The organism is Dyella thailandensis (assembly GCF_050749815.1).
Classification (GTDB): Bacteria; Pseudomonadota; Gammaproteobacteria; order Xanthomonadales; family Rhodanobacteraceae; genus Dyella_A.
The window spans coordinates 3,477,413-3,502,172 of the sequence record NZ_CP192735.1 but is presented as its reverse complement, the minus strand read 5'-3'; the positions used below and the strand labels follow the sequence as shown (position 1 = coordinate 3,502,172).

The 24,760-nt window shown below is 67.9% G+C and carries 20 protein-coding genes and 1 riboswitch; of the genes, 18 read left to right on the top strand and 2 right to left on the bottom strand.

Translation table 11 applies throughout. The features are described from left to right. The first annotated feature begins 95 nt into the window (after window positions 1-95). From ACQVBX_RS15960 to ACQVBX_RS15915, 10 genes are all read left to right on the top strand, one after another. Entirely contained in the window at window positions 96-965 is an 870-nt protein-coding gene (locus tag ACQVBX_RS15960; protein WP_431635311.1) for a pirin family protein, read from the top strand. Window positions 966-1,063: 98 nt separating this feature from the next. After that, window positions 1,064-1,444, top strand: coding sequence for a peptidase C13 (locus ACQVBX_RS15955; RefSeq protein ID WP_431635310.1), 381 nt, complete (start codon window positions 1,064-1,066; stop codon window positions 1,442-1,444). Window positions 1,445-1,535: 91 nt separating this feature from the next. Continuing rightward, window positions 1,536-3,701, top strand: coding sequence for a TonB-dependent receptor family protein (locus ACQVBX_RS15950; RefSeq protein ID WP_431635309.1), 2,166 nt, complete (start codon window positions 1,536-1,538; stop codon window positions 3,699-3,701). Between the two features lie 88 nt (window positions 3,702-3,789). After that, window positions 3,790-4,001, top strand: a riboswitch (cobalamin riboswitch). Between the two features lie 411 nt (window positions 4,002-4,412). Further along, complete coding sequence (locus ACQVBX_RS15945) at window positions 4,413-6,878, top strand: ribonucleoside-diphosphate reductase subunit alpha (RefSeq protein ID WP_431635308.1); 2,466 nt, start codon at window positions 4,413-4,415, stop codon at window positions 6,876-6,878. Window positions 6,879-6,889: 11 nt separating this feature from the next. Then, the gene (locus ACQVBX_RS15940) at window positions 6,890-7,117 is read left to right on the top strand and encodes a hypothetical protein (protein ID WP_431635307.1); all 228 of its coding nucleotides are present in this window, start codon (window positions 6,890-6,892) and stop codon (window positions 7,115-7,117) included. A 19-nt stretch (window positions 7,118-7,136) separates the two neighbouring features. Then, window positions 7,137-8,141, top strand: coding sequence for a ribonucleotide-diphosphate reductase subunit beta (locus ACQVBX_RS15935; protein WP_431635306.1), 1,005 nt, complete (start codon window positions 7,137-7,139; stop codon window positions 8,139-8,141). Window positions 8,142-8,321: 180 nt separating this feature from the next. After that, window positions 8,322-11,564 (top strand): TonB-dependent receptor, encoded by a 3,243-nt coding sequence (locus ACQVBX_RS15930; RefSeq protein WP_431635305.1) that lies wholly within the window; start codon window positions 8,322-8,324, stop codon window positions 11,562-11,564. A gap of 171 nt (window positions 11,565-11,735) precedes the next feature. After that, window positions 11,736-12,182, top strand: coding sequence for a nuclear transport factor 2 family protein (locus ACQVBX_RS15925; RefSeq protein WP_431635304.1), 447 nt, complete (start codon window positions 11,736-11,738; stop codon window positions 12,180-12,182). An 85-nt stretch (window positions 12,183-12,267) separates the two neighbouring features. Continuing rightward, complete coding sequence (locus tag ACQVBX_RS15920; protein ID WP_431635302.1) at window positions 12,268-12,654, top strand: BlaI/MecI/CopY family transcriptional regulator; 387 nt, start codon at window positions 12,268-12,270, stop codon at window positions 12,652-12,654. A gap of 1 nt (window position 12,655) precedes the next feature. Further along, on the top strand, window positions 12,656-14,545 hold the full coding sequence (locus ACQVBX_RS15915; RefSeq protein WP_431635301.1) for a M56 family metallopeptidase: 1,890 nt from the start codon (window positions 12,656-12,658) through the stop codon (window positions 14,543-14,545). Between the two features lie 135 nt (window positions 14,546-14,680). Here the strand turns inward: ACQVBX_RS15915 and ACQVBX_RS15910 are convergent, their stop codons facing one another. Further along, window positions 14,681-17,008, bottom strand: coding sequence for a DPP IV N-terminal domain-containing protein (locus ACQVBX_RS15910; protein WP_431635300.1), 2,328 nt, complete (start codon window positions 17,006-17,008; stop codon window positions 14,681-14,683). 248 nt (window positions 17,009-17,256) lie between these two features. Here ACQVBX_RS15910 and ACQVBX_RS15905 point away from each other — a divergent pair, with 248 nt between their 5' ends. Continuing rightward, window positions 17,257-18,006 (top strand): glutathione S-transferase family protein, encoded by a 750-nt coding sequence (locus ACQVBX_RS15905; protein ID WP_431635299.1) that lies wholly within the window; start codon window positions 17,257-17,259, stop codon window positions 18,004-18,006. A 117-nt stretch (window positions 18,007-18,123) separates the two neighbouring features. Here ACQVBX_RS15905 and ACQVBX_RS15900 read toward each other — a convergent pair whose 3' ends face one another. Next, the gene (locus tag ACQVBX_RS15900; RefSeq protein WP_431635297.1) at window positions 18,124-19,029 is read right to left on the bottom strand and encodes a LysR substrate-binding domain-containing protein; all 906 of its coding nucleotides are present in this window, start codon (window positions 19,027-19,029) and stop codon (window positions 18,124-18,126) included. A 127-nt stretch (window positions 19,030-19,156) separates the two neighbouring features. On the opposite strand from ACQVBX_RS15900, the gene ACQVBX_RS15895 reads away from it, so the two are divergent. The 7 genes from ACQVBX_RS15895 (at window position 19,157) to ACQVBX_RS15865 (ending at window position 24,542) form a co-directional block, all read left to right on the top strand. Then, window positions 19,157-20,149, top strand: a complete 993-nt coding sequence (locus tag ACQVBX_RS15895; protein WP_431635296.1) for an aldo/keto reductase — start codon at window positions 19,157-19,159, stop codon at window positions 20,147-20,149. A gap of 120 nt (window positions 20,150-20,269) precedes the next feature. Beyond that, window positions 20,270-21,091, top strand: coding sequence for an NADPH-dependent 7-cyano-7-deazaguanine reductase QueF (gene queF, locus ACQVBX_RS15890; protein ID WP_431635295.1), 822 nt, complete (start codon window positions 20,270-20,272; stop codon window positions 21,089-21,091). Window positions 21,092-21,249: 158 nt separating this feature from the next. After that, the gene (locus ACQVBX_RS15885; protein WP_431635293.1) at window positions 21,250-21,858 is read left to right on the top strand and encodes a hypothetical protein; all 609 of its coding nucleotides are present in this window, start codon (window positions 21,250-21,252) and stop codon (window positions 21,856-21,858) included. A gap of 281 nt (window positions 21,859-22,139) precedes the next feature. Continuing rightward, a complete protein-coding gene (locus tag ACQVBX_RS15880; RefSeq protein ID WP_431635292.1) occupies window positions 22,140-22,343 on the top strand; it encodes a CsbD family protein in 204 nt (67 codons plus the stop codon). Between the two features lie 57 nt (window positions 22,344-22,400). Continuing rightward, window positions 22,401-22,574, top strand: a complete 174-nt coding sequence (locus ACQVBX_RS15875; protein ID WP_431635291.1) for a DUF1328 family protein — start codon at window positions 22,401-22,403, stop codon at window positions 22,572-22,574. Between the two features lie 148 nt (window positions 22,575-22,722). After that, entirely contained in the window at window positions 22,723-23,763 is a 1,041-nt protein-coding gene (gene pyrC, locus ACQVBX_RS15870) for a dihydroorotase (RefSeq protein ID WP_431635290.1), read from the top strand. 125 nt (window positions 23,764-23,888) lie between these two features. After that, on the top strand, window positions 23,889-24,542 hold the full coding sequence (locus ACQVBX_RS15865; RefSeq protein WP_431635289.1) for a trimeric intracellular cation channel family protein: 654 nt from the start codon (window positions 23,889-23,891) through the stop codon (window positions 24,540-24,542). The last annotated feature ends 218 nt before the right edge of the window (window positions 24,543-24,760 follow it).

Sequence of the window (24,760 nt, the reverse complement as noted above, 5' to 3'; positions counted from 1 at the left end):
GCCGGCGCGCGCCGGCTCGCCTGTGCGTGACGGCCGCCACAACCCGGACCGGGACGTCGCGGCAAAGTGCGACGTCACCTTTTTTCAGGCAAGCCATGCACGGCTCCTCGCCCCTCCGCGACCCGGTGTTTTCCCGCCCGCTGCAGCCCCGCGTCCATCCGGCCGGCGCTGGCGGACGGCTGCGCCAGTTCCGCCACGACGCGTTCGATCGCGACATGTCACCGCTGCTGGTGGTCGATCACGTGCAGTCGGCCGAACCGGATCGCGAGCCATTGCCGCGCGCGGGCCTGTCGGTGGCCACTTTGCTGTTCGAGCACGCGCAGGGCGAGATCGAAACCGTGGATAGCGCCGGCGCGCACCACTGCATTCGCCCCGGCGATCTGCACTGGACGCTGGCCGGGCGCGGGGTGGTGCGGCAGGCGCGTGCGCGCGGCGATTCGCTCTCGCTGGACGCGCTGCAGTTCCTGATCAACTCGCCCAGCGATCTCAAGCAGCAGCCCCCGGCCAGCTTCCACCTGGCGGCGGTGGACGTGCCGCTGATCACCCTGCCCGGCAGCCGCCTGCGCCTGCTGGCGGGCAGCTTCGGGCAGACCCGTTCGCCGCTGCTGCTGCCGCAATCGCTGCTGATCGTGGACGGGCGCATCGATGCGGGCGCTACTTTTCCGCTGACCCTGCCCGCCGGCTGGAACGCCTGGTGCTACGCCGTCTCCGGCGAACTGGCGCTCACCGCCGATGGCGCCGCCACGCGCGCCCTGCCCGCCACCACCGCAGTCACCGCCGGCGCCCTCAGTGACGACGTGCTGCTGCGCATCCGCGGCGTGGGCACGCGCTCGCACGTGGTGGTGGTCGCCGGTGCGGCGATCCACGAACCGCTGGTGCAGCACGGCCCGTTCGTGATGAACACGCGCCAGGAAGTGATGCGCGTAGTGCAGGACTACGAAGCTGGCCGCCTCGGCCAGCTCTGACCGCGCATCCTCCGCGGCACGTTTCAGCCACTCGCAAGCCGTGCGCGGCGATGGCGTGAACTGCTAACGTCCGGGCTTTGCCGGCCACCGGATCGCCCATGACGACACTGCTTGCCCTGGCCCTGCTGCTGGCCCCCGCCACCGGTGGGGACGACTTCCACGACCGCGTCACCCAGGGCCGGCTGGCCGAGGCCGCCGCCACCGGGCCGGCCTACCAGAAGGCGCTGTGGGCAAAAATCGGCAACCCGATGACCGACACGCTCAAAGGCTGCATCGCCCGCAACGCGCCGGCCGACAAGTCACCCTTCACGCTGGTCGCCGATGTGGCAGCCGACGGCCGCCCCACGCGCATCGACGTGCAGCCGGCCACGGTGCTGGCCACCTGCCTGGCCAGCAGCTTCGTGACCTGGACGCTGCCCGCGCCGCCGGCCCAACCGGCGCCTTACCCGATTGAGATCGACGTCAGCATCACGCCCTGAGCCCGCGGCCTTGCCGGCCGCCGCGTTAGCCTCAGGCCGAGATGACGCGACGCTCCGCAGCGCGCCAGCGCACCCTCAGGATCAGGCAACGATGGATCATTTGAACCACACCTCACCGGCCGCCGCCGTCAACACACGCGCGCGGCCGAACCGCGTGATCGCCACAGCACTGGCGTTGGCGCCGTGGACGATCGCCGCCGCGGCCGGGCAGGCGGCCACGTCGCTGCCGGCGATCGAGGTCAACGCCAGCCGGCTCGACATCCCGCCGTTCGACGTGCCGGCTGCGCTCAGCGTGGTGCAGGTCGATCCGGGCAAGGCCGGCCTGCCCGGCGTGAACTTTTCCGAGGCGATCGTCGGTGTGCCCGGCATCCTCGCTCGCGACCGGCAGAACTACGCGCAGGACGAGCAGATCTCGATCCGAGGCTTCGGCTCGCGCACCACCTTCGGCGTGCGCAGCATCCGCGTATTCATGGACGGCATCCCGGCCACGCTGCCGGACGGTCAGGGCCAGGTGTCGGCGTTCAACCTCGATTCGGCCGAGCGCATCGAGGTGCTGCGCGGCCCGTTTTCGGTGCTCTACGGCAACGCCGCCGGCGGCGTGATCCAGCTCTACAGTGCCGACGGCACCCCGACGCCGCAGACCACGCTGGGCGTGTATGGCGGCAGCTACGACAGCTTCCGCTTCCTGGCCAACACGCGCGGCACGGCCGGCGCGGTGGACTACAACATCGCCGCCTCGGAATTCCTCTCCGGCGGCTACCGCGCGCACAGCCGCGTGCGGCGCGAATCGGACAACGCCAAGTTCGGCATCGACCTGGGCCGGCAGCGCAAGCTCACCGTGGTGCTCAACCGCGTCCACCAGCCCGGCACGCAGGATCCGCTCGGCCTGACCCGCGCGCAGATGAAGCAGGACCCGCGCCAGGCCACCGCGGTGGCGGCACAGTACGACACCCGCAAGAGTGCCGAGCAGAATCAGCTCGGCCTGATCTACGAGCAGACGCTCAACCCCAGCGACCAGTGGCGCGCGATGGCCTACTACGGCCAACGCAGCATCACCCAATACCTGTCGATCCCCACCTTCGTGCAGAAGAATCCGCTGCAGTCCGGCGGCGTGGTGTCGCCATCGACCAACTACGGTGGCGCCGACCTGCGGTGGACCCATCGCGGCCAGCTCGGCGGCGGTATGTACGAGGCGGTGCTGGGCGCCAGCGGCGATTACCAGATCCAGCGCCGCACCGGTTACGAGAACTTCGTCGGCAGCACGCTGGGGGTAAAGGGGGCGCTGCGCCGCAACGAGCACGACAACGTCAACAACGTGGCCGAATACGCGCAGTTCTACTGGCACTTCGTGCCGCAGTGGGCGCTGCTGCTGGGCCTGCGCCACGACAGCGTGCGTTTCGCCGAGCACGACTTCTACATCACCGCGGACAACCCCGACGACAGCGGCCACGTGAGCTACAGCGCCACCACGCCGGTGGTCGGCCTGCAGTACCGAGCCAGCGACGAGCTGCGCATCTACGCCAGCTACGGCCGCGGCTTCGAGACACCCAGCTACAACGAGCTGGGCTACCGCACGGACGGACAGGCCGGGCTGGCGTTCGACCTCAAGCCTGCGCGCAGCAACAACTACGAACTCGGCGCGAAGTGGCAGGCGACGAAGCGGCTGGAATTCGACGCCGCGCTGTTTCGCGCCGACACTCGCAACGAGCTGGCCGTGGCGAGCAACACCAACGGCCGCGCCACCTATCGCAACGCCGGCCGCACCCGCCGTGAGGGCGTGGAGCTGTCGGCCACCGGCGAGCTGGCCACGGGATGGCGCCTGAGCGCCGGCGTCACCCACCTGCGCGCGCGCTTCCGCGATGGCTTTCTCGCCTGCACCGGCTCGCCATGCACCGTGCCGACCACACCGGTGGCCGCCGGCTCGCGCCTGCCGGGCGTGCCGGACGACTACGGCTCGCTGCGGCTGGAGCACGGCGATGGGCTGGGCTGGCGCGAGGGCATCACGCTCACCGGCGTGGGCTCGGTCACCGTGAACGATTTCGACACCGACCGCGCCGCTGGCTACGCGCTGGTCGACGTCGACGCCGGCTACATCTTCGCGCTGGGAGCAGCGACCCGGCTCGATCTCAGCGCGCGCATCGGCAACCTGGCCGACCGCCACTACGTCGGCTCGGTGATCGTCAACGATGGCAACGGTCGCTACTTCGAGCCGGGCCCCGGCCGCAGCGTGATGCTCGGTGCGCGGCTGAGCTTCTAGCCGTCGCAAGCGCCCGCCGGGCTTGGCCGGACACGGCTTTTCAACAGGGTTATCCACAATATCTGGGGTTGACCGCCTCAGATCGCCCCACTATGTTGCACTCGTTGGTGCCCGTCCAGACGCGACTGTCGGTCGGGCTTAAAAGGGAATCCGGTGCGAATCCGGAACTGCCCCGCAGCGGTAAGCGGAAACGAAACCTGTCACATGCACTGGGCCGCAGCGCCTGGGAAGCGACGGGGACTAGGTAGGCGAAAGCCTGGGTCCGCAAGTCCGAAGACCTGCCAGCACGTCGGGCCCCATGGGCCGGCGGTCGCGTCCGGTGAGATGCGATGCGCCGATGCTCTCGCGACCCGACGCAGGTGACCGCTTCCGCGGGGAGGCGCGTCGCATCGCAGGCCATCGTGCGCCTGCATGTCGACGCGATATCTCCATGAAAGCCAAGCCTCAGGCCCTGCGCGCGGGAGCAGGTGTTTGAGTTTCGGAACCGTCGCGTCGGCCCAGGAGCCTCGGCGGTGGAAATCGAGGGAGCGAGGCAAAGCGATTTTGAGTCGGATTTTTTGATCGTTTGAGGAAGATAGCCGTAGCTATCTGACGAGAAGGAGCGAAGAAGCTGGCCAAAAGCGCGACGCCGCAGCCCCTTGAATTTCTACCGTCGAGGCTCCTAACCCCTCCCGGGCCGGCGCGGCGGATTCCCCTTTGGGAGCCTCCATCATGGAAACGCTGGATACCCTCGACCGCGCGTCCGCCGCGGCCGCGTCGCCCGCCGCGGACGGCATGCCGCCGGCTGACTTCACCCTCACCCCGCCACACAACCCCGGCAGCATGCGCGTGACCAAGCGCAACGGCGGCCAGGAGAGCGTCGACGTCAACAAGATCGTCAAGGCCGTCACCCGCAGCGCCGACGGCCTGCACGCGGTCGATCCGCTGCGCGTGGCCCTGAAGACCATCGGCGGCCTGTACGACGGCGCCACCACGGCCGAGCTGGATCAGCTGTCGATCCGCACCGCCGCCGCGCTCACCGCCGAGGAGCCCGAGTACGGCCAGCTTGCCGCGCGCCTGCTCGGCGCATTCATCGACAAGGAAGTGAGCGGTCAGGACATCCAGAGCTTCTCGCAGTCGATCGCGCTCGGGGCCAGCCTGGGCATCCTCAACGATCGCCTACGCGACTTCGTGGCAGCCAACGCGCGCAAGCTCAACGATGCGATCGATCCGCTGGCTACTCGCCGCTTCGAGTACTTTGGCCTGCGCACGGTGTACGACCGCTACCTGCTGCGCCATCCCACCAAGCGCAACGTGATCGAAACGCCGCAGTACTTCTTCATGCGCATTGCCTGCGCGCTGGGCGGCAACGACATCGCGGAAACGCTGGAGCTGTACCGGCTGCTGTCGTCGCTGGAATACATCGCCAGCTCGCCTACGCTGTTCAACGCCGGCACCACGCACGAGCAGCTTTCGTCGTGTTTCCTGCTCGATTCGCCGACCGACTCGCTGGAGTCGATCTACGACAAGTACGCCGACGTGGCGAAGCTCTCGAAGTTCGCCGGCGGCATCGGCCTAGCCTACTCGCGGGTGCGTTCGCGCGGCTCGCTGATCCGCGGCACCAACGGCCATTCCAACGGACTGGTGCCGTGGCTGAAGACGCTGGACGCGTCGGTGGCCGCGGTGAACCAGGGCGGCAAGCGCAAGGGCGCCGCCTGCGTGTATCTCGAACCGTGGCACGCCGACATCGAGGAGTTCCTCGAGCTGCGCGACAACACCGGCGACGAGGCGCGCCGCACGCACAACCTCAACCTGGCCAACTGGATTCCCGACGAGTTCATGCGCCGGGTCGAGGCCGACGGCGAGTGGTCGCTGTTCGATCCCAAGGTGGTGCCGCACTTCGTCGACAGCTGGGGCGAAGCCTTCGAAGCGGCCTATCGCGCCGCGGAAGCGTCCGGCCTGGCGGTGAAGACGGTGAAGGCGCGCGAGCTCTACGCGCGCATGCTGCGCACGCTCGCGCAGACCGGCAACGGCTGGATGACCTTCAAGGATCGCTGCAACGCCACCAGCAACCAGACGGCCAAACCCGAGAACGTGATCCACCTGTCCAACCTGTGCACCGAGATTCTCGAGGTGACCTCGGCCAGCGAGACGGCGGTGTGCAACCTCGGTTCGATCAACCTGGCGCGGCACGTGGTGCAGAGTGCCGATGGAAGCATTGCGTTCGACTTCGACCAGCTCGCCGCCACCGTGCGCACCGCGGTGCGCCAGCTCGACCGGGTGATCGACCTCAACTTCTACCCGATCGACACGGCCGCCGTGGCCAACCGCAAATGGCGGCCGGTGGGGCTGGGCGTGATGGGCCTGCAGGACGTGTTCTTCAAGCTGCGCCTGCCGTTCGACTCGGCCGAGGCGCTGGCGCTGTCCACGCGCATCGCCGAGGAGATCTACTTCCATGCGCTCAGCCAGTCGAACGAGCTGGCGGTGGACTTCGGGATGCACCCGGGTTTCGTGGAGAGCCGCGCGGCCAATGGCGAGCTGCAGTTCGACTACTGGCCCAACGCCACGCCGCACGAGCCCTCACGCTGGGAGACGCTGCGCGCGACCATCCAGCAACACGGCCTGCGCAATTCGCTGCTGATCGCCATCGCCCCCACCGCCACCATCGCCTCGATCGCCGGCTGCTACGAATGCATCGAGCCGCAGGTAAGTAACCTGTTCAAACGCGAGACGCTGTCTGGCGACTTCCTGCAGGTGAACCGCTACCTCGCCGATGAGCTGAAATCGCTGGGCTTGTGGACGAGCGAGGTGCGCGACCAGATCAAGCTGGCCGAAGGCTCGATCCAGGGCATCGCGGCGATCCCCGAGCGGCTGCGGCAGATCTACCGCACCGTGTGGGAGCTGCCGCAGAAGGCCCTGATCGATCTGGCCGCCGCCCGCGCCGCCTTCATCGACCAGAGCCAGTCGCTGAACCTGTTCATGGAGAACCCGAACATCGGACAGCTGAGCTCGATGTACATGTACGCGTGGAAGGCGGGCATCAAGACGACGTATTACCTGCGCTCGCGGCCGGCGACGAAGATCGCCAAGGCCACGGTGAGTGCGGGCAAGGCCGTCGCGCCGGTCGACCAGGAGCAAGCCAGTGCCGCGGTGTTCTGTTCGCTGGAAAATCCCGAGTACTGCGAGGCCTGCCAATAGCCGATGCCCCCATGAAGCCTTACCGGAACCTCAGCGGAAGATCCGGCGTCACCGCCTACGAGTGCGGCGACGGCTTCATCCGGGTGCGCTTCATCCATGACGGCATCTACGAATACACCGATGCCCGGCCAGGCCGCGTCCACGTGGCGAACATGCAGCAGCTCGCCGAAGCGGGTCGCGGCCTGGCCACCTACATCAGCCGCTTCGTGCGCGGCAACTACGCGCGCAAACTCGATTGAGCGCCCTCAAGGAAACCCCATGTCGCACATTCTCGACCCCGGCTTCGCGCTGACCCTGCGCCCCATGCGCTACCCCGCGTTCTACGAGATGTACAAGAACGCGATCAAGAACACCTGGACGGTGGACGAGGTGGATTTCTCGCTCGACACCACCGACCTGCGCAGCAAGATGAGCGAGGCCGATCGCCACCTGATCCACCGCCTGGTGGCGTTCTTCGCCACTGGCGACACGATCGTGTCGAACAACCTGGTGCTGAACCTCTACCAGCACATCAACGCGCCGGAAGCGCGCATGTACCTGTCGCGCCAATTGTACGAGGAGGCGCTGCACGTGCAGTTCTATCTCACCTTGCTGGATACCTACATTCCCGATCCGGCCGAGCGCAACAAGGCGTTCGCGGCGATCGAGAACATCCCCTCGATCCGCGCCAAGGGCGAGTTCTGCTTCAAGTGGATCGACTCGATCCAGAACCTGCAGCGGCTGGAATCACGCGAGCACCGCCGGCAGTTCCTGCTCAACCTGATCTGCTTTGCCGCGTGCATTGAGGGGCTGTTCTTCTACGCCGCGTTTGCCTACGTCTATTTCCTGCGCTCGCGCGGCTTGCTGCACGGGCTGGCGTCGGGCACCAACTGGGTGTTTCGCGACGAGTCCGGCCACATGGCGTTCGCCTTCGAAGTGGTGCGTACGGTGCGCGCGGAGGAGCCCGAGCTGTTCGACGACGCCATGCGCGCGCAGGTGGAACAGATGCTGGAAGAGGCGATCGCCTGCGAGACCCGCTTTGCTGAGGACGTGCTCTCCGGCGGCGTCGCCGGCCTGTCGGTGAAGGACATGCGCCAGTACCTGGAATATGTGGCCGACCAGCGTCTGGCCCAGCTCGACCTGCCGCCGAAATACGGGACGAAGAATCCGTTCGACTTCATGGACCTGCAGGACGTGCAGGAGGTTACCAACTTCTTCGAGCGACGCGTCTCGGCCTACCAGGTGGGGGTGCAGGGCGAGGTGGCGTTCGACATGGCTTTCTGAACGAATCGCAGGATCTTTCGCTGGCCGGGTGATATCCAGCTGTCATCAAAGCCCGTTAAAATGGTGTGAGAAACAGACGCCGAGTCCCTCCCCGGGGACTTGGCGTCTGTGCGTTTCGGCCTTGCCTACGGACGGGCGGCCGGGCGTTCCCATGGTTTTTCCACTACTCGAGGTCCGTTGATGAAATCCACCCTTCGCACGCGGCTGCTGCCCGTCGCCATCGCTGCCCTGCTCGCCGCCGGTTCGGCGTCGGCGCAGAACGTCACCACCTCCGGCGTCGCCGGCCGGGTGCTCGACGCCGCCGGCAAGCCGGTGGCCAATGCCACGGTCACCATCGTCCACCAGCCGTCGGGCACCACCAAGACGGTGACCACCGACGCCGACGGCCGCTACGCCGCGCAGGGTCTGCGCGTGGGCGGTCCGTTCGAGATCACCGCGAGCAAGGACGGTGTGGCCGCCGCCGAGCAGGACAACGTGTACCTGCAGCTGGGCCAGCCCTCGTCGATCAACCTGAGCATGGGTGCCAGCGCCGCGCAGGCGAGCAACCTCTCGGCGGTGACGGTGAGCGCCTCCACCCTGGCGCAGACCTTCTCCTCGGAGAACAAGGGCCTGTCGACCAACATCTCGCAGGACCAGCTCAAGGCCACGCCGCAGGGCAACCGCTCGGTGGACGACGTCGCCCGCCTCGATCCGCGCATCACCGTGCTGGACCAGGGCGTGGGTTCGATCTCCGCCAACGGCATGAACAACCGCTACAACAACATCGCGGTGGACGGCGTGACCCAGGGCGACCCGTTCGGCCTGAACGCCAACGGCCTGCCGTACCAGAAGGCGGCGATCTCGCCGGAGACCATCGCCGAGTACAACATCTCCACCGCCACCTATGACGTCACCTCCGACACCGTCGGCGCCGACGTCAACGCGGTGACCAAGTCGGGCACCAACCAGTTCCACGGCTCGGCGTACTACTCCTACCGCAACGCCAACCACCTGGTCGGCGACGCCGGCTGGCTGCCGTCGGACAACAAGGGCTACAAGTACAACGGCTACGACAAGGACTCCACCTACGGCGTGACCGTGGGCGGCCCGATCATCAAGGACAAGCTGTTCTTCTTCGTCGCCGCCGAGCACGAGAAGACCACCGGCATCGGCGCCGATTCGGCCAACGGTCTGGACCAGTCGCTGGGCGACGGCGCCTCGACCAGCGGCAAGGTGTCGCCGGGCGACCTGCAGAAGGTGATCGACGCGGCGAAGGCGCTCGGCCTGACCCCGGGCAACTTCGGCGGCGCCACCGGCCTGACCTACGACGACAAGCGTTACCTGGGCAAGATCGACTGGAACATCACCGACAACCACCGCGCCAGCTTCACCTACCAGAACACCAAGGAGCTGCTGCCGGCGGTGGGCGGCAACGGTCCGAGCAGCGTGGGCCTGTCGAGCTACACCTACACCAAGGAAATCACCACCAAGAACTACGTCGGCCACCTGTTCGACGACTGGACCGAGAACTTCTCCACCGAAGCGAAGGTGGGCTATCAGGAGTACGTGCAGGACACCACTGCGCCGTTCCAGCAGCCGTCGGTGACGGTGAACCTGTCGCCGGACGGCAAGGGCCCGTCGGTGAATCTGGGTGAGGAGCGCTACCGCCACTACAACCACATCGATACCAAGAAGCTCAGCGTCTTCCTGGCCGGCACCTATTACCTGGGTGACCACACCATCAAGGGCGGTATCGACTACCAGCGCAACAAGATCAACAACCTGTTCGGCCAGGCCGAGTTCGGCGTGTACACGTTCTGGGGTCTCAACAACTTCCAGAACGGCAACTACAACAAGTACGAGCTGTACCACCCGGCGCCGGGCTACCAGCTGGGCGACATCGCCGGCAAGTGGACCTACAGCCAGTACAGCCCGTTCCTGGAAGACACCTGGCAGGTCAATGACCAGCTCTCGCTGCAGTACGGCGTGCGCGTGGACATTCCGCACTCCAGCGGCAAGCCCGAGTACAACGCCGGCTTCGAGCAGGCGTTCGGCTACCGCAACGACTACACCGTCGGTTCGAGCAACCGCGCGGTGGAGCCGCGCATGAGCTTCAACTACTCGTTCGACTCGGAGTACAAGACCCAGCTGCGCGGCGGCGTGGGCCTGTTCCAGACCTCCCCGCCGACGGTGTGGATGACCAACCCGTTCCAGAACAACGGCGTCACGCTGCTCTCGTACACCTCGTTCGATCCGGCCACCGCGCCGTTCAGCCCGGATCCGCTGAACCAGCCGATCCCGGCCGGCGGCGGTGCCGGCTCGATCGACACCATCGACAAGAACTTCAAGCTGCCGACGGTGTGGAAGATGAGCCTGGCGCTCGACCGCGAGCTGCCGTGGTGGGGCCTGGTCGGCTCGGCCGAGTACCAGCACATCCAGGTGCGTGACGGCATCCTGTACCAGGCGGTGAACTTCGGTGCGCCGACCGGCGTGCTGCCGGATGGCCGCGAGCAGTTCTGGGCCACCCCGGGCGAAGCGCCGAATTCGAAGGACGCGCAGGCCAACCGCAACAAGGCTTTCAGCTCGGCCTCGACGCTGCTGACCAACACGCACAAGGGTAAGTCCGACAGCTTCACGCTGGCGATCAGCAAGCCGTTCACCGAGGGCCTCTCGGGCACGGCGAGCATCACGCTGAACCACGCCACCGACGTCGATCCGGGCACCGACACGATCGCCTACAACGGCTACTCGCGCGTCGCCCGCCTCAACCCGAACAGCGACGTGTCGGCCACCTCGAACTACAACACCGCCAAGAGCATCAAGCTGGCGCTGAACTGGAAGCACAACTTCTTCGGTGACTACGCCACCCAGGTGTCGATGTTCTACAACGGCCGTACCGGCAACCCGTACACCTGGGTGTTCGGCAACGACGCCAACGGCGACAGCATCGGCGGCTGGGATCCGGCGTACATCCCGACCGCGAACGATCCGAAGGTGAGCTACGGCAACGCCACGACGCAGCAGATCCAGCAGTTCCAGGATTTCCTCGCCAGCGACAAGTACCTCAAGGACCACCGCGGCCAGATCGCGTCGCGCAACGGCGCGCACACGCCGTGGGTGACCACGCTGGACATGAGCTTCTCGCAGGAGATCCCGGGCCTGTTCAAGGGCAACAAGGGTGAGGTGCGTCTGGACGTCTACAACTTCCTCAACCTGATGAACAAGAACTGGGGCCAGCAGCGCATCACCGGCATCTACCCGACCCGCACGCTGGTCAACTACGGCGGCGTGAACGCCCAGGGCCAGTACGTCTACAACCTGCCCACCGACAAGGCCGGCAACTACCAGCCGCAGCAGCTGCAGGTGTATGACGGCGGCTTCTATGACCCGAGCCGCGTGGTGTCGCGCTGGTCGGCCATGCTGACGGTGCGTTACACGTTCTGATCCACGCTTCACCGCAACGAGAAAACGGGCGCCCTGGTGGCGCCCGTTTTTTTTCGCGGAGCGCTTGGTCCGGAGCAAGGCGGCAGCGGCGGGCTTCGGGCAATCCGGGCATCATCGGGCCGCCGCGCCATTGTGGCCCGCGGCCCTGGACCGATCTTGGAGCCCATACCGATGCGATCTCTCCCCATTCTCGCCCTGTTCGCCTTGGTCGCCATCGCGCCGTGCAGCCGCGCCGCCACGGCACCCCATCCGATGCTGCCGCCCGCGCTGGCCAACGCCGTGGCCGCCTTCGACCAGGCGCAGATCCATGGCGACGGCGTCGCGCTGCAACGGCTGCTGGCCGACGACTACGTGCTGTTCAACAGCCAGGGTAAGGTCGAGAACAAGCAGGACTTCATCCGCGACTACACCACCGCCGGCTTCACCATGAAGCCGTTTACCGTCGAGCAGGAGGTGGTGCGGCAATGGTCCGGCGGGGCGGTGATGGGTGGCGTGGCGACGCTCGAAGGCACCAGCGAGGGCAAGCCGTATCGCGTGCGGCTGCGCTTCGCCGACATCTGGGGCCTGCGCGATGGCCGCTGGCAGGTGATCCATACCTCGGCGATGCACATGCCCTGAGCCATCGCCAGGAAAGCTGGCGGCACTTGACTACAGTTGTCGTCACGGACTAGCTTGACTACACACGTAGTCAAGGAGTCCGCGCATGTCCCGTCCGACCATCGGCGACCAGGAACTCGCCCTGCTGCACTATCTCGCCGAGCACGAGCCGGCCTCGGTCGGCGAGGTCGCCGCCGGCTTCGGCGAGGCGCGTGGCTTGGCCCGCTCCACCGTGCTGACGATGATGGAGCGCCTGCGCGGCAAGGGGTATCTAAAGCGCCGCCAGGCCCGCGGGGTCTACCGCTACAGCACCGCCACCGGCCCGGCCGAGGCGATGCGCAGCGCGGTCGGCAGTTTTGTGGAGAAGACGCTGAGCGGTTCGGTGTCGCCGTTCGTGGCCTACCTGTCCGAGCGCACCGACGTCAGCGATGCCGAGCTGGCCGAGCTCGAATCGCTGGTTGCGCAGCTGCAGTCGCAGCGCAAGGAGCGTTGAGATGCACGCCCTCGACGTGTTCGCCGCGATGCTGCTCGAACGCCTGGTGTGGACCTCGCTGCAGGCCACCGTGCTGATCGGTGCCGTCGCCGCCACGATCCACTGGCTGCCGCGACTGTCCGCCGCCACCCGCTGCCTGCTGTGGTGGCTGGTGAGCGTGCAGCTTCTGCTCGGGCTGGTGTGGCATGCGCCGATCGCGCTGCCGCTGGCGCCGCCGGAGCCGGCGGCCGTATCGACGATCACCAGCGCGCCGCTGCCCAGGCGTAACGAGTTGCAGCCATCCGCGGGCACGGTCGCATCCACGGTGACCGTCGCCACCACACCGTCGCTCGCCGCGCAGGTCACACAGGCGGCCGCGCGCCATGCCCGCAGCGGGTTGCTCGCGGCCTGGCTGGCCGGGTTGGTGCTCGCGCTGGTGCCGCTGATCGCACCTTGGCGGCGTGCGCACGCGCAGCGCCGGCATTCGACGCCGGCCGCCGATCCCGCCCTGCTGGGGCTGTGCGCGCGGCGGACGCGCGAGCTGGGGTTGGCGCGTCCGCCGGCGCTGCGGGTCTGCGCGGCGATCGATTCGCCGCAGGTGATCGGGCTGTGGCGACCGACCGTGCTGCTGCCCGCCGCGCACGTGCTCAGCGCGGACGAGCTGGCGATGGCGCTGGATCACGAGCTCGCCCACCTGCGCCGCGGCGACCTGTGGATGGCATGGGCGCCGGCGCTGGCGCAACGGCTGTTCTTCTTTCATCCGCTGGTGCACTGGGCGATGCGCGAGTACGCCCTGCACCGCGAGGCCGCCTGCGATGCGCAGGTACTGCAGCACGCCCACGCCGCGCCGCGGGACTACGGTCGCCTGCTGCTGCGCCTGGGCGTGAGCCATCCCCTCCACGCCGGCCTGGCCGGCGCGTCCCCCACGTTCGAGAACCTCAAGAGGCGACTGACCATGCTCCAGCACATCGAACCCTCGTCCCGCGTGCGCGGCTGGCTGCTGGTAGTGGCCGTGGCTGCCATCGGGCTCGTGCCCTACCGGGTGACCCGCGCCAACGCGCCGATCGACGCGACCGCCGCACCGATGCCGGCGACTGCCGCGACTCCCGCGGCGAGGGCCACGCCGGCAACAGCCACGGCCGCGGTTGCGTCCGCGGCGCCGCAGTCCCGCGCTACACCGCCCGCCCCCCCAGCGCCGCCGCACGCTCTGCCGCCGCCCCCGCCGTCACCGCCCGCGATCGATGCCCTGCCGCCTCCGCCACCACCGCCGCCGCCCGCACCGCCCAAGGCGATCGAAGGCCTGTCCGCCAGCCACGTCGATATCGACACGGACGAGGGCGCGCCCAACGGTTTTGCGCTGTTCGACGGCGACTCGATCACCATGAACGGCAACTCGCGCGACATCGTGATGGCGCGCGGCCTGCGCAAGCACGACGAGCCGCTGCTGTGGTTCCGTCGTGGCGACCAGGCCTACGTGATCCGCGACGCCGCGCTGCTGGCTCGCGCCAAGGCGCTGTACGCACCGGTTACCGCGCTGGGGCGCGAGCAGGGCAGGCTCGGCGGACGGCAGGGGGAACTCGGCGGTCGCCAGGGCGGGCTCGGCGCGCAGCAGGGTGAGCTGGGCCGCCAGCAGGCGGAGCTGGCGAGCGAACAGGCCGAGCTTGCCGCAAGCAACAACCGCGAGCCGCGCATGGCCGCCCTGCGGTCGCGCTTGCAGGCGCTGCAGGCGAAGCAGGAAGCACTCGGTGAGCAGCAGGCCACGCTGGGCCGGCAGCAAGCCGCCCTCGGCGAACAGCAGGCTGCGCTGGGCAAGCGTCAGGCCGAGGCCTCCGAGCAGGCCAGTCGCGGCATGAGCAAGCTGCTCGATGAGGCGATCGCCAAGGGCCTGGCGCAGCCCGTCGCGGCGCGCTGATCGCGCATCGATCCGACGACCTGCACCTCCAGCGGCGATACGTCGCCCGCCTCCGCAGGGCGAAAAAAACGAAGGGCCGGTCATGCGACCGGCCCTTCGTGCTTTTCCATCACGCCGAATGGCGACGCGGAACGCTTACATCTTCGGCGGTGTCACCTGGTACTGCGCCGGCGGCGTGTCGCCGGCGAGGTTGCGCACGAAGTAGTCCCAGCGCCGGCGCATCACATACGGCGCGTCCTTGGCGTAGCCGTGGTGGGCGTTGGGCACCAGCAGCAGGTCGAAGTCCTTGTTGGCGTCCATCAGCGCACGCACCATCAGCATGGTGTTGGACAGTGGCACGTTGTCGTCCATCGAACCGTGCACCAGCATCAGGTGGCCCTTGAGCTTGGCGGCGTGGTTCTCGTTGGCCTGGTCGTCGTAATTGCTCTTGCCGTCCTTGTCGATGGTGAGCTCGCCCTGGTACTTCTCGGCCCAGTCGTCCTCGTAGTTGCGGTTGTCGTGGTTGCCGCTCTCGGACCAGGCGACCTTGAAGAAGTCGGGGTAGCGCAGCATGGCGTCGGTGGACGCGTTGCCGCCGCCGGAGTGGCCCCAGATGCCCACGCGGCTCAGGTCCATCCACGGATAGCGCTTGCCCAGTTCCTTCAGGCCGACGACCTGGTCCGGCAGGGTGTTGTCGCCCATGTCGCCGTACCAGGTGTCGTGGAACGACTTCGAGCGCCACGGCGTGCCCATGCCGTCGATCGCCACCACGATGAAGCCGAGCTCGGCCAGCGCCTGGTGATCCACCCGCGCAGCGTTGAAGCTGCGCGAACCCACCGAACCGACCTGCGGACCGGGATAGATGTAGTCCACCACCGGGTACTTCTTGGAGGCATCGAAGTTGGTCGGCTTGAACATCAGGCCGTACAGGTCGGTCTTGCCGTCGCGCGCCTTCACCGTGACCGGCACCGGCGGCACCCAGCCGGTGGCCTGCAGGCGGCTGATGTCGGCCTTGGCCACGGTGGCGAGCGTGTGGCCGTCGTTGCTGGCACGCAGCACGGTGACCGGCGGCACGCTGGGGGTGGAATACGCATCGACGAAGCTGGCGCCATCGGGCGACAGGCTGATGTCGTGGTTGGCCGGCTCCGGCGTGAGCAGGGTCGGCTTGCCGCCGTCCAGGCTCACTTTGTAGAACTGGCTGAAGTACGGGTCCATGCCCTTCTGCCGGCCCACCGCCTCGAACCACACGGTGCGGCTCTTCGGGTCGACCTTGAGCATTTCGGTGACCACGCCCTCACCGGTGGTGATGGCGTGCTTGAGCTTGCCGGTGTTGAGGTCCACCAGATACAGCTGGCCCCAGTTGCTGCGCTCGGAGTACCACACCGCTTCGTGCGTGCCCGGCAGATAGGCCCAGTTGGCCCTACCGATGCCGCTCTCGTAGTAGGTCTTGGCGGTTTCCTCGAACACCGTGCGCACCTTGCCGGTGCTCGCGTCAGCGATGCGCAGCCACTCGTGCTTGTGGAAGCGCGAGGTGGAGACGAAGGCCAGCGTCTTGCCGTCCGGCGCCCACTTCACGTCGTCCCAGCCGCCGTCCGGGCCGCAGCTGACGTCGTCGCACAGGGTCGAGCGATGCTGGTCCGCCGGCATGTCCAGCCGCACCACCTTCTTCGTCGGCACGTCGATGATGACGCGCTCGATCATCGTCACGTTCTTGTCGCCGGCCAGCGGGTACTTCCACGCGTCGAGCTTGGGATGCCCCACGCCGGTGGAGACCATGTACATGTCGCCGGTCTTGCGCTGGTCCTGCTGGAAGGTCGCAATCTTCTTCGAATCGGGCGACCACTCGACGATGGCGTTGTCGGTGTGCTTCCAGCCCGCGTTGTCGGTGGCGTAGCCGAAGTTCTCCACGCCGTCGGTGGTGAGCTGGGTCTCCTTGCCGGTGGCGACGTCGCGCACCCACAGGTTCCAGTCGCGGATGAAGGCCTCGCTTTTCTTGTCCGGCGACAGCGCGCCGGGCTCGTCGCCCTTGGCCTCGCCCTTCGCCGGCTTGGCGCAGACGGCGTCGGCGCTGCACACGTAGGTCTTGCCGTGCACGGTCAGCTGATAGCGGCCGTCGGCGGTGAGCGCGATGCCCTGCAGGCCGAGCTTGTTCGCTTCGGGCGCCTTGCCGCCGGCGAGCTGGCCCAGCGCCGCGGCGAGTTTGGCCTGGTCGAACAGCGGCTCGGCGTGGCCGGTGGCGCTGTCCATGCGCAGGTAGCGATCGCCCTGGGCATCGTGGTCGACATAGACGAAATGAGTGTCGTCGAGCCACTTCACCTTGGTGACGGCGTGATCGACCAGCGGGATCGCCTTGTAATTGACGAATTGTTCGGCGCGGGCGTAATCGGCGTCGGTGAGCGTGCGGCCGGTGGCGAACGCGCCGGCCGACAGGCTGGCCAGCACCAGCGCGCCAAGCAGGCGCGGTGTACCGAAGGGAGATGACATGAGGGACTCCGCTGACGTGAAAACGGGCGCCCGCAGGCGCCGGAAGATACGGGACAGCATTCCCTGACTCGCGGCGTGCCCGCCAGGCGGACGCCCGCAGCGCCCCTGACGCTGCCCAACCCTTCGATCCTAGTCCTGCCCATGCGGGGGGACCCCTGCCAGAAGTCCTGTCGACAAGCGCGCCTTGACGGTATCCGCGGCCGCATCGCACCCTGCCCACCTTGCCACCGACCTCGCAGGAGTGCGCCATGTCCGAGCCCGTCAGCATCATCGGCAGCCCGATCTCGCCGTACGTGCGCAAGGTGCTCGCCGTGCTGGAGCTCAAGGGTGTGGCGTACCGGATCGACCCCATTGCGCCGTTCGTCGGCAACGACGCATTCGCCCGGCTCAGCCCGCTGCGGCGCATCCCGGTGTTGATCGAGGGCGATATGGTGCTCAACGACTCCAGCGTGATCTGCCAGTACCTCGAGGATCGCCACCCGACGCCCGCGCTGTATCCGGCCGATCTCGCCGACCGCGCCCGCGCGCGCTGGCTGGAGGAGTACGCCGATACGCACCTGGGCGACGTGCTGATCTGGCGGCTGTTCTTCCAGCTTGGCGCCAGGCGTTTCCTGTTCCGCGAGGAAGCCGACGAGGCCTTGGTGCGCAAGGCGCGCGAGGAAGAGATTCCCGCCGCGCTGGATTACCTCGAAGCGCAACTGCCGCCTTCGGGATTCGCGTTCGGCGAGCTGTCGATCGCCGACATCACGCTCGCCAGCTTCTTCCGCACCGCGGCGTTCGTGAAGTACGCCATCGACGCCGGCCGCTGGCCGCGCATGGCGGCGCTGGTCGCCCAGGTGATGGCACTGCCGGCGATGCGCAAGCTCGCCGCGATCGAGGACCGCATCGTGCGCCTGCCGCTGGCCGAGCAGCGCGCCGCCCTGGCCGACATGGGCGTCGCGCTGACGCCCACCACCCTGGGCGACGCCGCCCCCCGCCACGGCTTCCGCCGCTCCTGACACCTTGTTGTAGGAGCCCGCTCGCGGGCGATGCTGTTCGCTTTCGGATTGGCATCAAAGCCAAAAGCATCGCCCGCAAGCGGGCTCCTACATTCGGGGCGGAACGTCGTAGGGCAGCTACGCCGGGCCATGGTTGGTCAGCAGTTCGGCCAGCCAGTCCACGAACACGCGCAGTCGCGCCGGCAGGTGGTGCTGTTGCGGGTAGAGCACGGTCAAGGGCAACGGCGGCGGCGGCGTGTCCGGTAGCAGCTCGATCATGCGGCCATCGGCCAGCGCGTCGGCCACGTGGTAACGGGGAAACTGGGCGATGCCGAGCCCGGCCTCGCAGCAGCCCAGATAGGCGTCCACGCCGCTTACCGACAGGCGCGACGGCAGCATCACCTCGCGCCGGCGCCGTCCCACCATGAACTCCATGGGCTCGACGCGCCGCGTGGTGGGCGAGGCCCAGTTCACGGCTACGTGGCCGTGCTGCAGATCCGCCAGCATGCGCGGCAGTCCGTGTTCGCGAACGTAGCTGGCGCTGGCGAGGGTGACCTGGGTGAGCCGGCCGACCTGACGCCCGATCATGCCCGAGTCGCCCAGCTTGCCGGCGCGCAGCACGCAGTCGACGCCTTCACGCAGCAGGTCCACGAAGCGGTCGCCGGTGCCGATGTCCAGCTCGATCTGCGGATAGCGCGCGCAGAACGCGGGCAGATGCGGCAGCACCTGCAAACGGGCGAAGGTGCCGGGGAGATCAACGCGCAGCCGTCCCTTGGGCACGCTGGCCGCCTCGCGAAAATCCGCCTCCACCTCATCGAGATCCGCCAGCAGCCGACGGCAATGGCCGTAGTAGACCTCGCCATCGCGGGTGGTACGTACGCGGCGGGTGGTCCGCTGCAGCAGCTGCGCCCCCAGTCGCGACTCCAGCCGCTTGATCGCGTGGGTGACGGTAGCGCGCGGCAGGGTGAGGTCGTCTGCGGCCGCGGTGAAGCTGCCCAGTTCGACGATCCGCGCGTACAGGCGCATGGCTTCGATGCGGTCCATGATTGTTTATCAATATGGAATGGTGTTGGCCATTATTGAGTATTTATGCAGTCCAGCGCGACGCGCAGAATGCCGGTCCTGCGGGCGGCACACCGCCCGTTATCCCGAACCGCACAAGGAGCTTCCCATGCAAATGCGCACCCTCGGCAACCACGGCCCGCTGGTCTCCGCCCTCGGCCTCGGCTGCATGGGCATGAGCGATTTCTACAGCGGGCGTGACGATGCCGAATCGATCGCCACGATCCGCCACGCGCTCGATCGCGGCCTCACGCTGCTGGACACCGCCGACATGTACGGCCCGCACACCAACGAGGTGCTGGTCGGTCAGGCCACCAAAGGCCGTCGCGACGAGGTGTTCCTGGCGACCAAGTTCGGCATCGTGCGCGATCCGAACGATCCCACCGTGCGCGGCATCAGCGGCCGGCCGGAATACGTGCGCGCCGCCTGCGATGCGAGTCTGAAGCGTCTGGGCGTGGACACCATCGACCTCTACTACCAGCACCGCGTGGATCCGAGCGTGCCGATCGAGGAAACCGTGGGCGCGATGGCCGAACTGGTGCAGGCGGGCAAGGTGCGCTATCTCGGCCTGTCCGAAGCTTCCGGCGCCACGCTCGAGCGTGCCTGCGAGGTGCACCCGATCGCTGCCCTGCAGAGCGAGTTCTCGCTGTGGACGCGCGATCCGCAAACCAACGGCATGCTCGACGCCTGCCGCCGCCTGGGTGTGACGCTGGTGGCGTACTCGCCGCTGGGCCGCGGCTTCCTTACCGGCGCAATCACCAAGCCTGAGGATTTCGACGCCGACGACTACCGCCGCCACAGCCCACGTTTCCAGGGCGAGAACTTCGCGCGCAACCTGAGTCTGGTTGAGCAGGTGCAGGCCCTGGCGGCGCGCAAGGGCTGCACGCCGGCGCAGCTGGCGCTGGCCTGGGTGCTGGCGCAGGGCCAGGACATCGTGGCGATCCCCGGCACCAAGCGCCGCTCGCGCCTGGACGAGAACCTGGGCGCGCTGCAGGTGGAGCTGAGCGCCGCCGAACTGGCGGCGATCGATGCGGTGTTCCCGCCTGACGCGGCCGCGGGCCCGCGCTATCCGGAAGCCATGATGGCGGCGGTCAACGCGTAAGCTGGCCGGCCTGAACAGCCCTACTTCGCGCCCCGACTGTCCTGCATGGCAGACGGGGCGCGTGGTCGCAGGCGCGACCCAGGTCGCGGCCTGGCGGCGCCCGCCCGCTACACTTTGCGCATGAACACGCCCGACGATTCCCTGCTCGGCAAGACCACCGTCTACGCCGATCGCTACGACCCCGCCTTGCTGTTTCCGATTCCGCGCGCGGCCAAGCGCGCGGAGATCGGCGTGACTGCGCCGCTGCCGTTCCGCGGCGTGGACGTGTGGAACGCTTACGAGTTCTCGTGGCTGGACGCGCGCGGCAAGCCGATGGTGGCGCTGGTGGAGATCCGCGTGCCGGCGACCTCGCCGAACATCATCGAGTCGAAGTCGTTCAAGCTCTATCTCAACGGCTTTTCGCAGGAGCGCATGGTCGACACACCCACGTTGATCGCCACGCTGGAGCGCGACCTGTCCACCGCCGCCGGCGCCGCGGTGAAGGTGGAGCTCAGCGTGCCCTCGTCAGTGGCCCATTCCGTGCGCGACCTGGAGGGTGTCTCGCTCGACGATCAGGCGCTGGACATCGACGACTACGGCCCGCCCAAGGCCGATTACCTGCGCGTGCACGCGGGCGAGGTGATCGAGGAATCGCTGGTGTCGGATCTGCTGCGCTCGAACTGCCCGGTCACTGGGCAGCCGGACTGGGGCAGCGTGCAGATCCATTACCGCGGCCGGCCGATCGATCGCGAGGGGCTGCTGCGTTACCTCGTCTCGTTCCGTACCCACAACGAATTCCACGAGCAGTGCGTGGAGCGCATCTACGTCGACCTGATGGCGCGCTGCGCCCCGGAGCGACTGAGCGTCTACGCCCGCTACACGCGGCGCGGCGGGCTGGACATCAACCCCTATCGCGCCAGCGACGACAGCGTGCCGGTGAACCTGCGCGGCGCGCGCCAGTAGGACCAGGGGCGCACCTCACTGCGAGGTGAACGAAGCACGGCGGTGGTAATCAGGGCTTCAGCCGGTGGGGCCTAGCCTTCCGACCCCTGCAGCGCGTTCCGCGCCGCGGTGGCCACGGATGGCGCCACTCCCCTCCCTGCTGAAGACGGAAGATCCCCATGAATACGTCCGCTCGCCCCCTCCTCCTGTGCAGCCTCGCCGCCAGCGGCCTGCTGATGCTCAGTGCTTGCGGCAAGCACGACGCCAGCAACGACACCCCGGCACCGGCCAGCACCGCCCCGGCCACGCCGACGCCGATGACCCCAGCACCGGCCACCACCGCGCCCGCACCGTCGAGCACCGCCATGACACCGGCCATGCCGACCAGCACGGCGCCCGCCCCGGCCAGCACCACCGCCAGCACCGCTCCCGTCAACGCCGATGCGTTTGCGGTGAGCAAGGTGGTGGTGGGTGATGCGGTGACGGCTGCGCACACCGTCAGCCAGGCCAAGGACACCATCGCCGCCAACCAGAAGGCGATCTACGCCAGCGTCGAGACCAACGGCCGCACCGACGGCGCCACCCTGAGCGCGCGCTGGAGCTACGACGAAGGCAAGGGCCAGCTGGTGAGCGCCATCAGCCAATCGATCGCCACCACCGGCCCGGCGGTGACCACGTTCAAGATCCAGAATCCGAATGCCTGGCCGGCGGGCAAGTACAAGGTGGAAATCGCGCTGGACGGCAAGCCCGTGTCGACCCGCGCGTTCGAGGTGAAATCCTCGACCTGATCGCTCGCCGATCACGCCCTTCCGCGAGGCGCCCTTTGGGCGCCTCTTTTTTTGCCGCGGAGACACGGCCCGGCCCCACGGCGGTGAACCGCAAAACGCGAAGCCGCCGAGCCATTCGTGCAGTGTGTGCGAACGCCCGGTGAGCGCCCCGTGCACCAGCGTGAATGCCCGCTGCGCCGCGCCACGCCGCCGCACGCGGCCTTCACGGCGCCCCGGATGGAATCGACCCCGGACGAGGCGACACCGCTTCGCCGCCTTTCCCAATCGACGAGGTAGCAGTCATGAACGAGGACACCATCAAGGGCCAGTGGAAGCAGCTCGGCGGAAGCATCAAGCAGAAGTGGGGCAAGCTCACCGACAACGACCTCACCGTCGCCGAAGGCAACGCCGAATACCTGGCCGGCAAGGTGCAGGAGCGTTACGGCATCGCCCGCGATGAAGCCGAAGCCCAGGTGCGCGAGTTCGAGAAGTCGCTGCGCCACTGACCATCCGGCCGGCGCGCTGCACTCGCCGCGCGCCGCGCCCCCAGAAGGAGACAAGCCATGCTTCACTACGCCATCGTGTTTCTCGTGATCGCCCTGATCGCTGCGCTGTTCGGTTTCACCGGCATTGCCGCGGGCGCCGCCAGCATCGCCAAGATCCTGTTCGTGGTGTTCCTGGTGCTGTTCGTGCTGTCGCTGATCTTCGGCGGCTTGCGTCGCGGCCCGCGCGCATAGCCGGTTGCTCCAGGCAATGACGAAAAAGGCGCCTTCGGGCGCTTTTTTCGTTGCGGCGCCCGGCACGGCTCGGCGGCCCGCCGGACTTTTGCGCGCGGACGCGGGACAATAGGCGTCTGCCCCATCTGCCTGGCCGAGGAACCGTTCCGTGCATACCGACCGACTGGACATCGTCCGCCCCGACGACTGGCACCTGCACCTGCGCGACGGCGAGGCGATGGCCTCGGTAGTTGGCCATACCGCGCGCCGCTTCGCCCGCGCCATCGTGATGCCCAACCTCAAGCCGCCGGTGATCACCGTGGCGCAGGCACTCGCCTACCGCGAACGCATCCTCGCTGCCGTGCCGGCCGGCATGACGTTCGAACCGCTGATGACGCTGTACCTCACGCGGCAGACCACGCCGCAGGAAATCGTCGCGGCCAAGGCCAGCGGCCTAGTGCATGCGGTGAAGTTCTACCCGCAGGGCGCCACCACCAACTCGGCTGCCGGCGTGTCCGATCTGGCCACCGTCTACCCGGTACTCGAGGCAATGGAACAGGCCGACCTGCCCTTGCTGGTGCACGGCGAGGTGACCGACCCGGCGGTGGACGTGTTCGATCGCGAGAAGACTTTCATCGATCGCCACATGCTGCCGCTGCGCGAGCGATTCCCGGGGCTGCGTGTGGTGTTCGAGCACATAACCACCGCCGACGCCGTGCAGTTCGTGCAGAGCGCGACCGCCAATATCGCCGCCACGATCACCGTCCATCACCTGCTGCTCAACCGCAACGCGCTGTTCGATGGCGGCGTGCGTCCCCACCACTACTGCGCGCCGGTGCTCAAGCGCGAGCAGCATCGCCAGGCGCTGCTACGGGCGGCTACCGGCGGCGACCCGCGCTTCTTCCTCGGTACCGACAGCGCGCCGCATCCACGCGAAGCCAAGCTGGCCGACTGCGGCTGCGCCGGCATCTTCACCGCGCACGCGGCGATCGAGCTGTACGCCGAAGCGTTCGACGAGGCCGGCAAACTGGAGAACCTGGAAGGCTTCGCCAGCTTCCACGGCCCGGACTTCTACCGACTGCCGCGCAACACCGAACGCCTGGTGCTGGAGCGCAAGGCGTGGACCGTGCCCGACACCGTGCCGCTGGGGGACAGCGTGTGCGTGCCGATGCGCGCCGGCGGCAGCGTGGCGTGGTCGATCGCCTCGTGAGCGCCCGCGACCGCGGCGGGTCGTAACCGCTGCACCAGCGGCAGCCGCGGCGCATGCCGCTGGCCCACGCAGCAAGCGCACGACCAAGGACGCCCGGGATCGCCCCGCACTGCGTGGATACACCGATGCAGACACAGCAGCTCGCACTTCTGATCGCCAACCTGGCCGGCACGTTCGTGTTCGCGCTCAGCGGCGCACTGGCGGCCACGCGGCGCCAGCTCGATCTGTTCGGCGTGCTGGTGCTGGCATTCGCCGCCGCCAACTCCGGCGGCATCGCGCGCGATGTGCTGATCGGCGCCGTGCCTCCCGTCGCCATTAGCGACTGGCGCTATCTCGCCGCCGCGGTAGCGGCCGGCATCATCACGTTTCGCTGGTCGCACCTAATCGAACGCATGCAGCACCCGGTGCGGATGTTCGACGCCGCCGGCCTGGCGCTGTTCACCGTTACCGGCGCGCACAAGGCCCTCGCGTTCGGGTTGCACCCGGTCATGGCGGCGCTGCTGGGCATGCTCACCGGCATCGGCGGCGGCATCGCACGCGACCTGCTGCTGGCCGACGTACCGATGGTACTGCGCGCCGACCTGTACGCAGTCGCCGCGCTGGTCGGCGCAGCCGTGCTGGTGCTCGGCACCCTGCTCGGCCTGCCCACGGTCGCCACGATGAGCGCCGGCGCCGCGGCATGCTTCACGCTGCGCATGCTGGCGGTGAAGCGCGGTTGGCACCTGCCGATTGCCGGCCGTCGCGGCGCCGCCGTCGGCGATAACCCGCCTCGCCGATAACACGCCCAAGACGGCGATGCCGGCGTTCGCTTCTGTGCGTTAAAGCATAAATTCGCCGATCTACTAAACCATAAGTTGGCCGCAGGGGCTGAGGGACATCGCGCCGCCGCGGGCCCAAGCGCCGGGCTAGCCCGTGATGACCGGACGTCAGGCGAATATTGGCCTAGAATTCAGCTTGAACGCACAACTTGGCGCAGGCAGTTAGCCGGGTTCGGTTT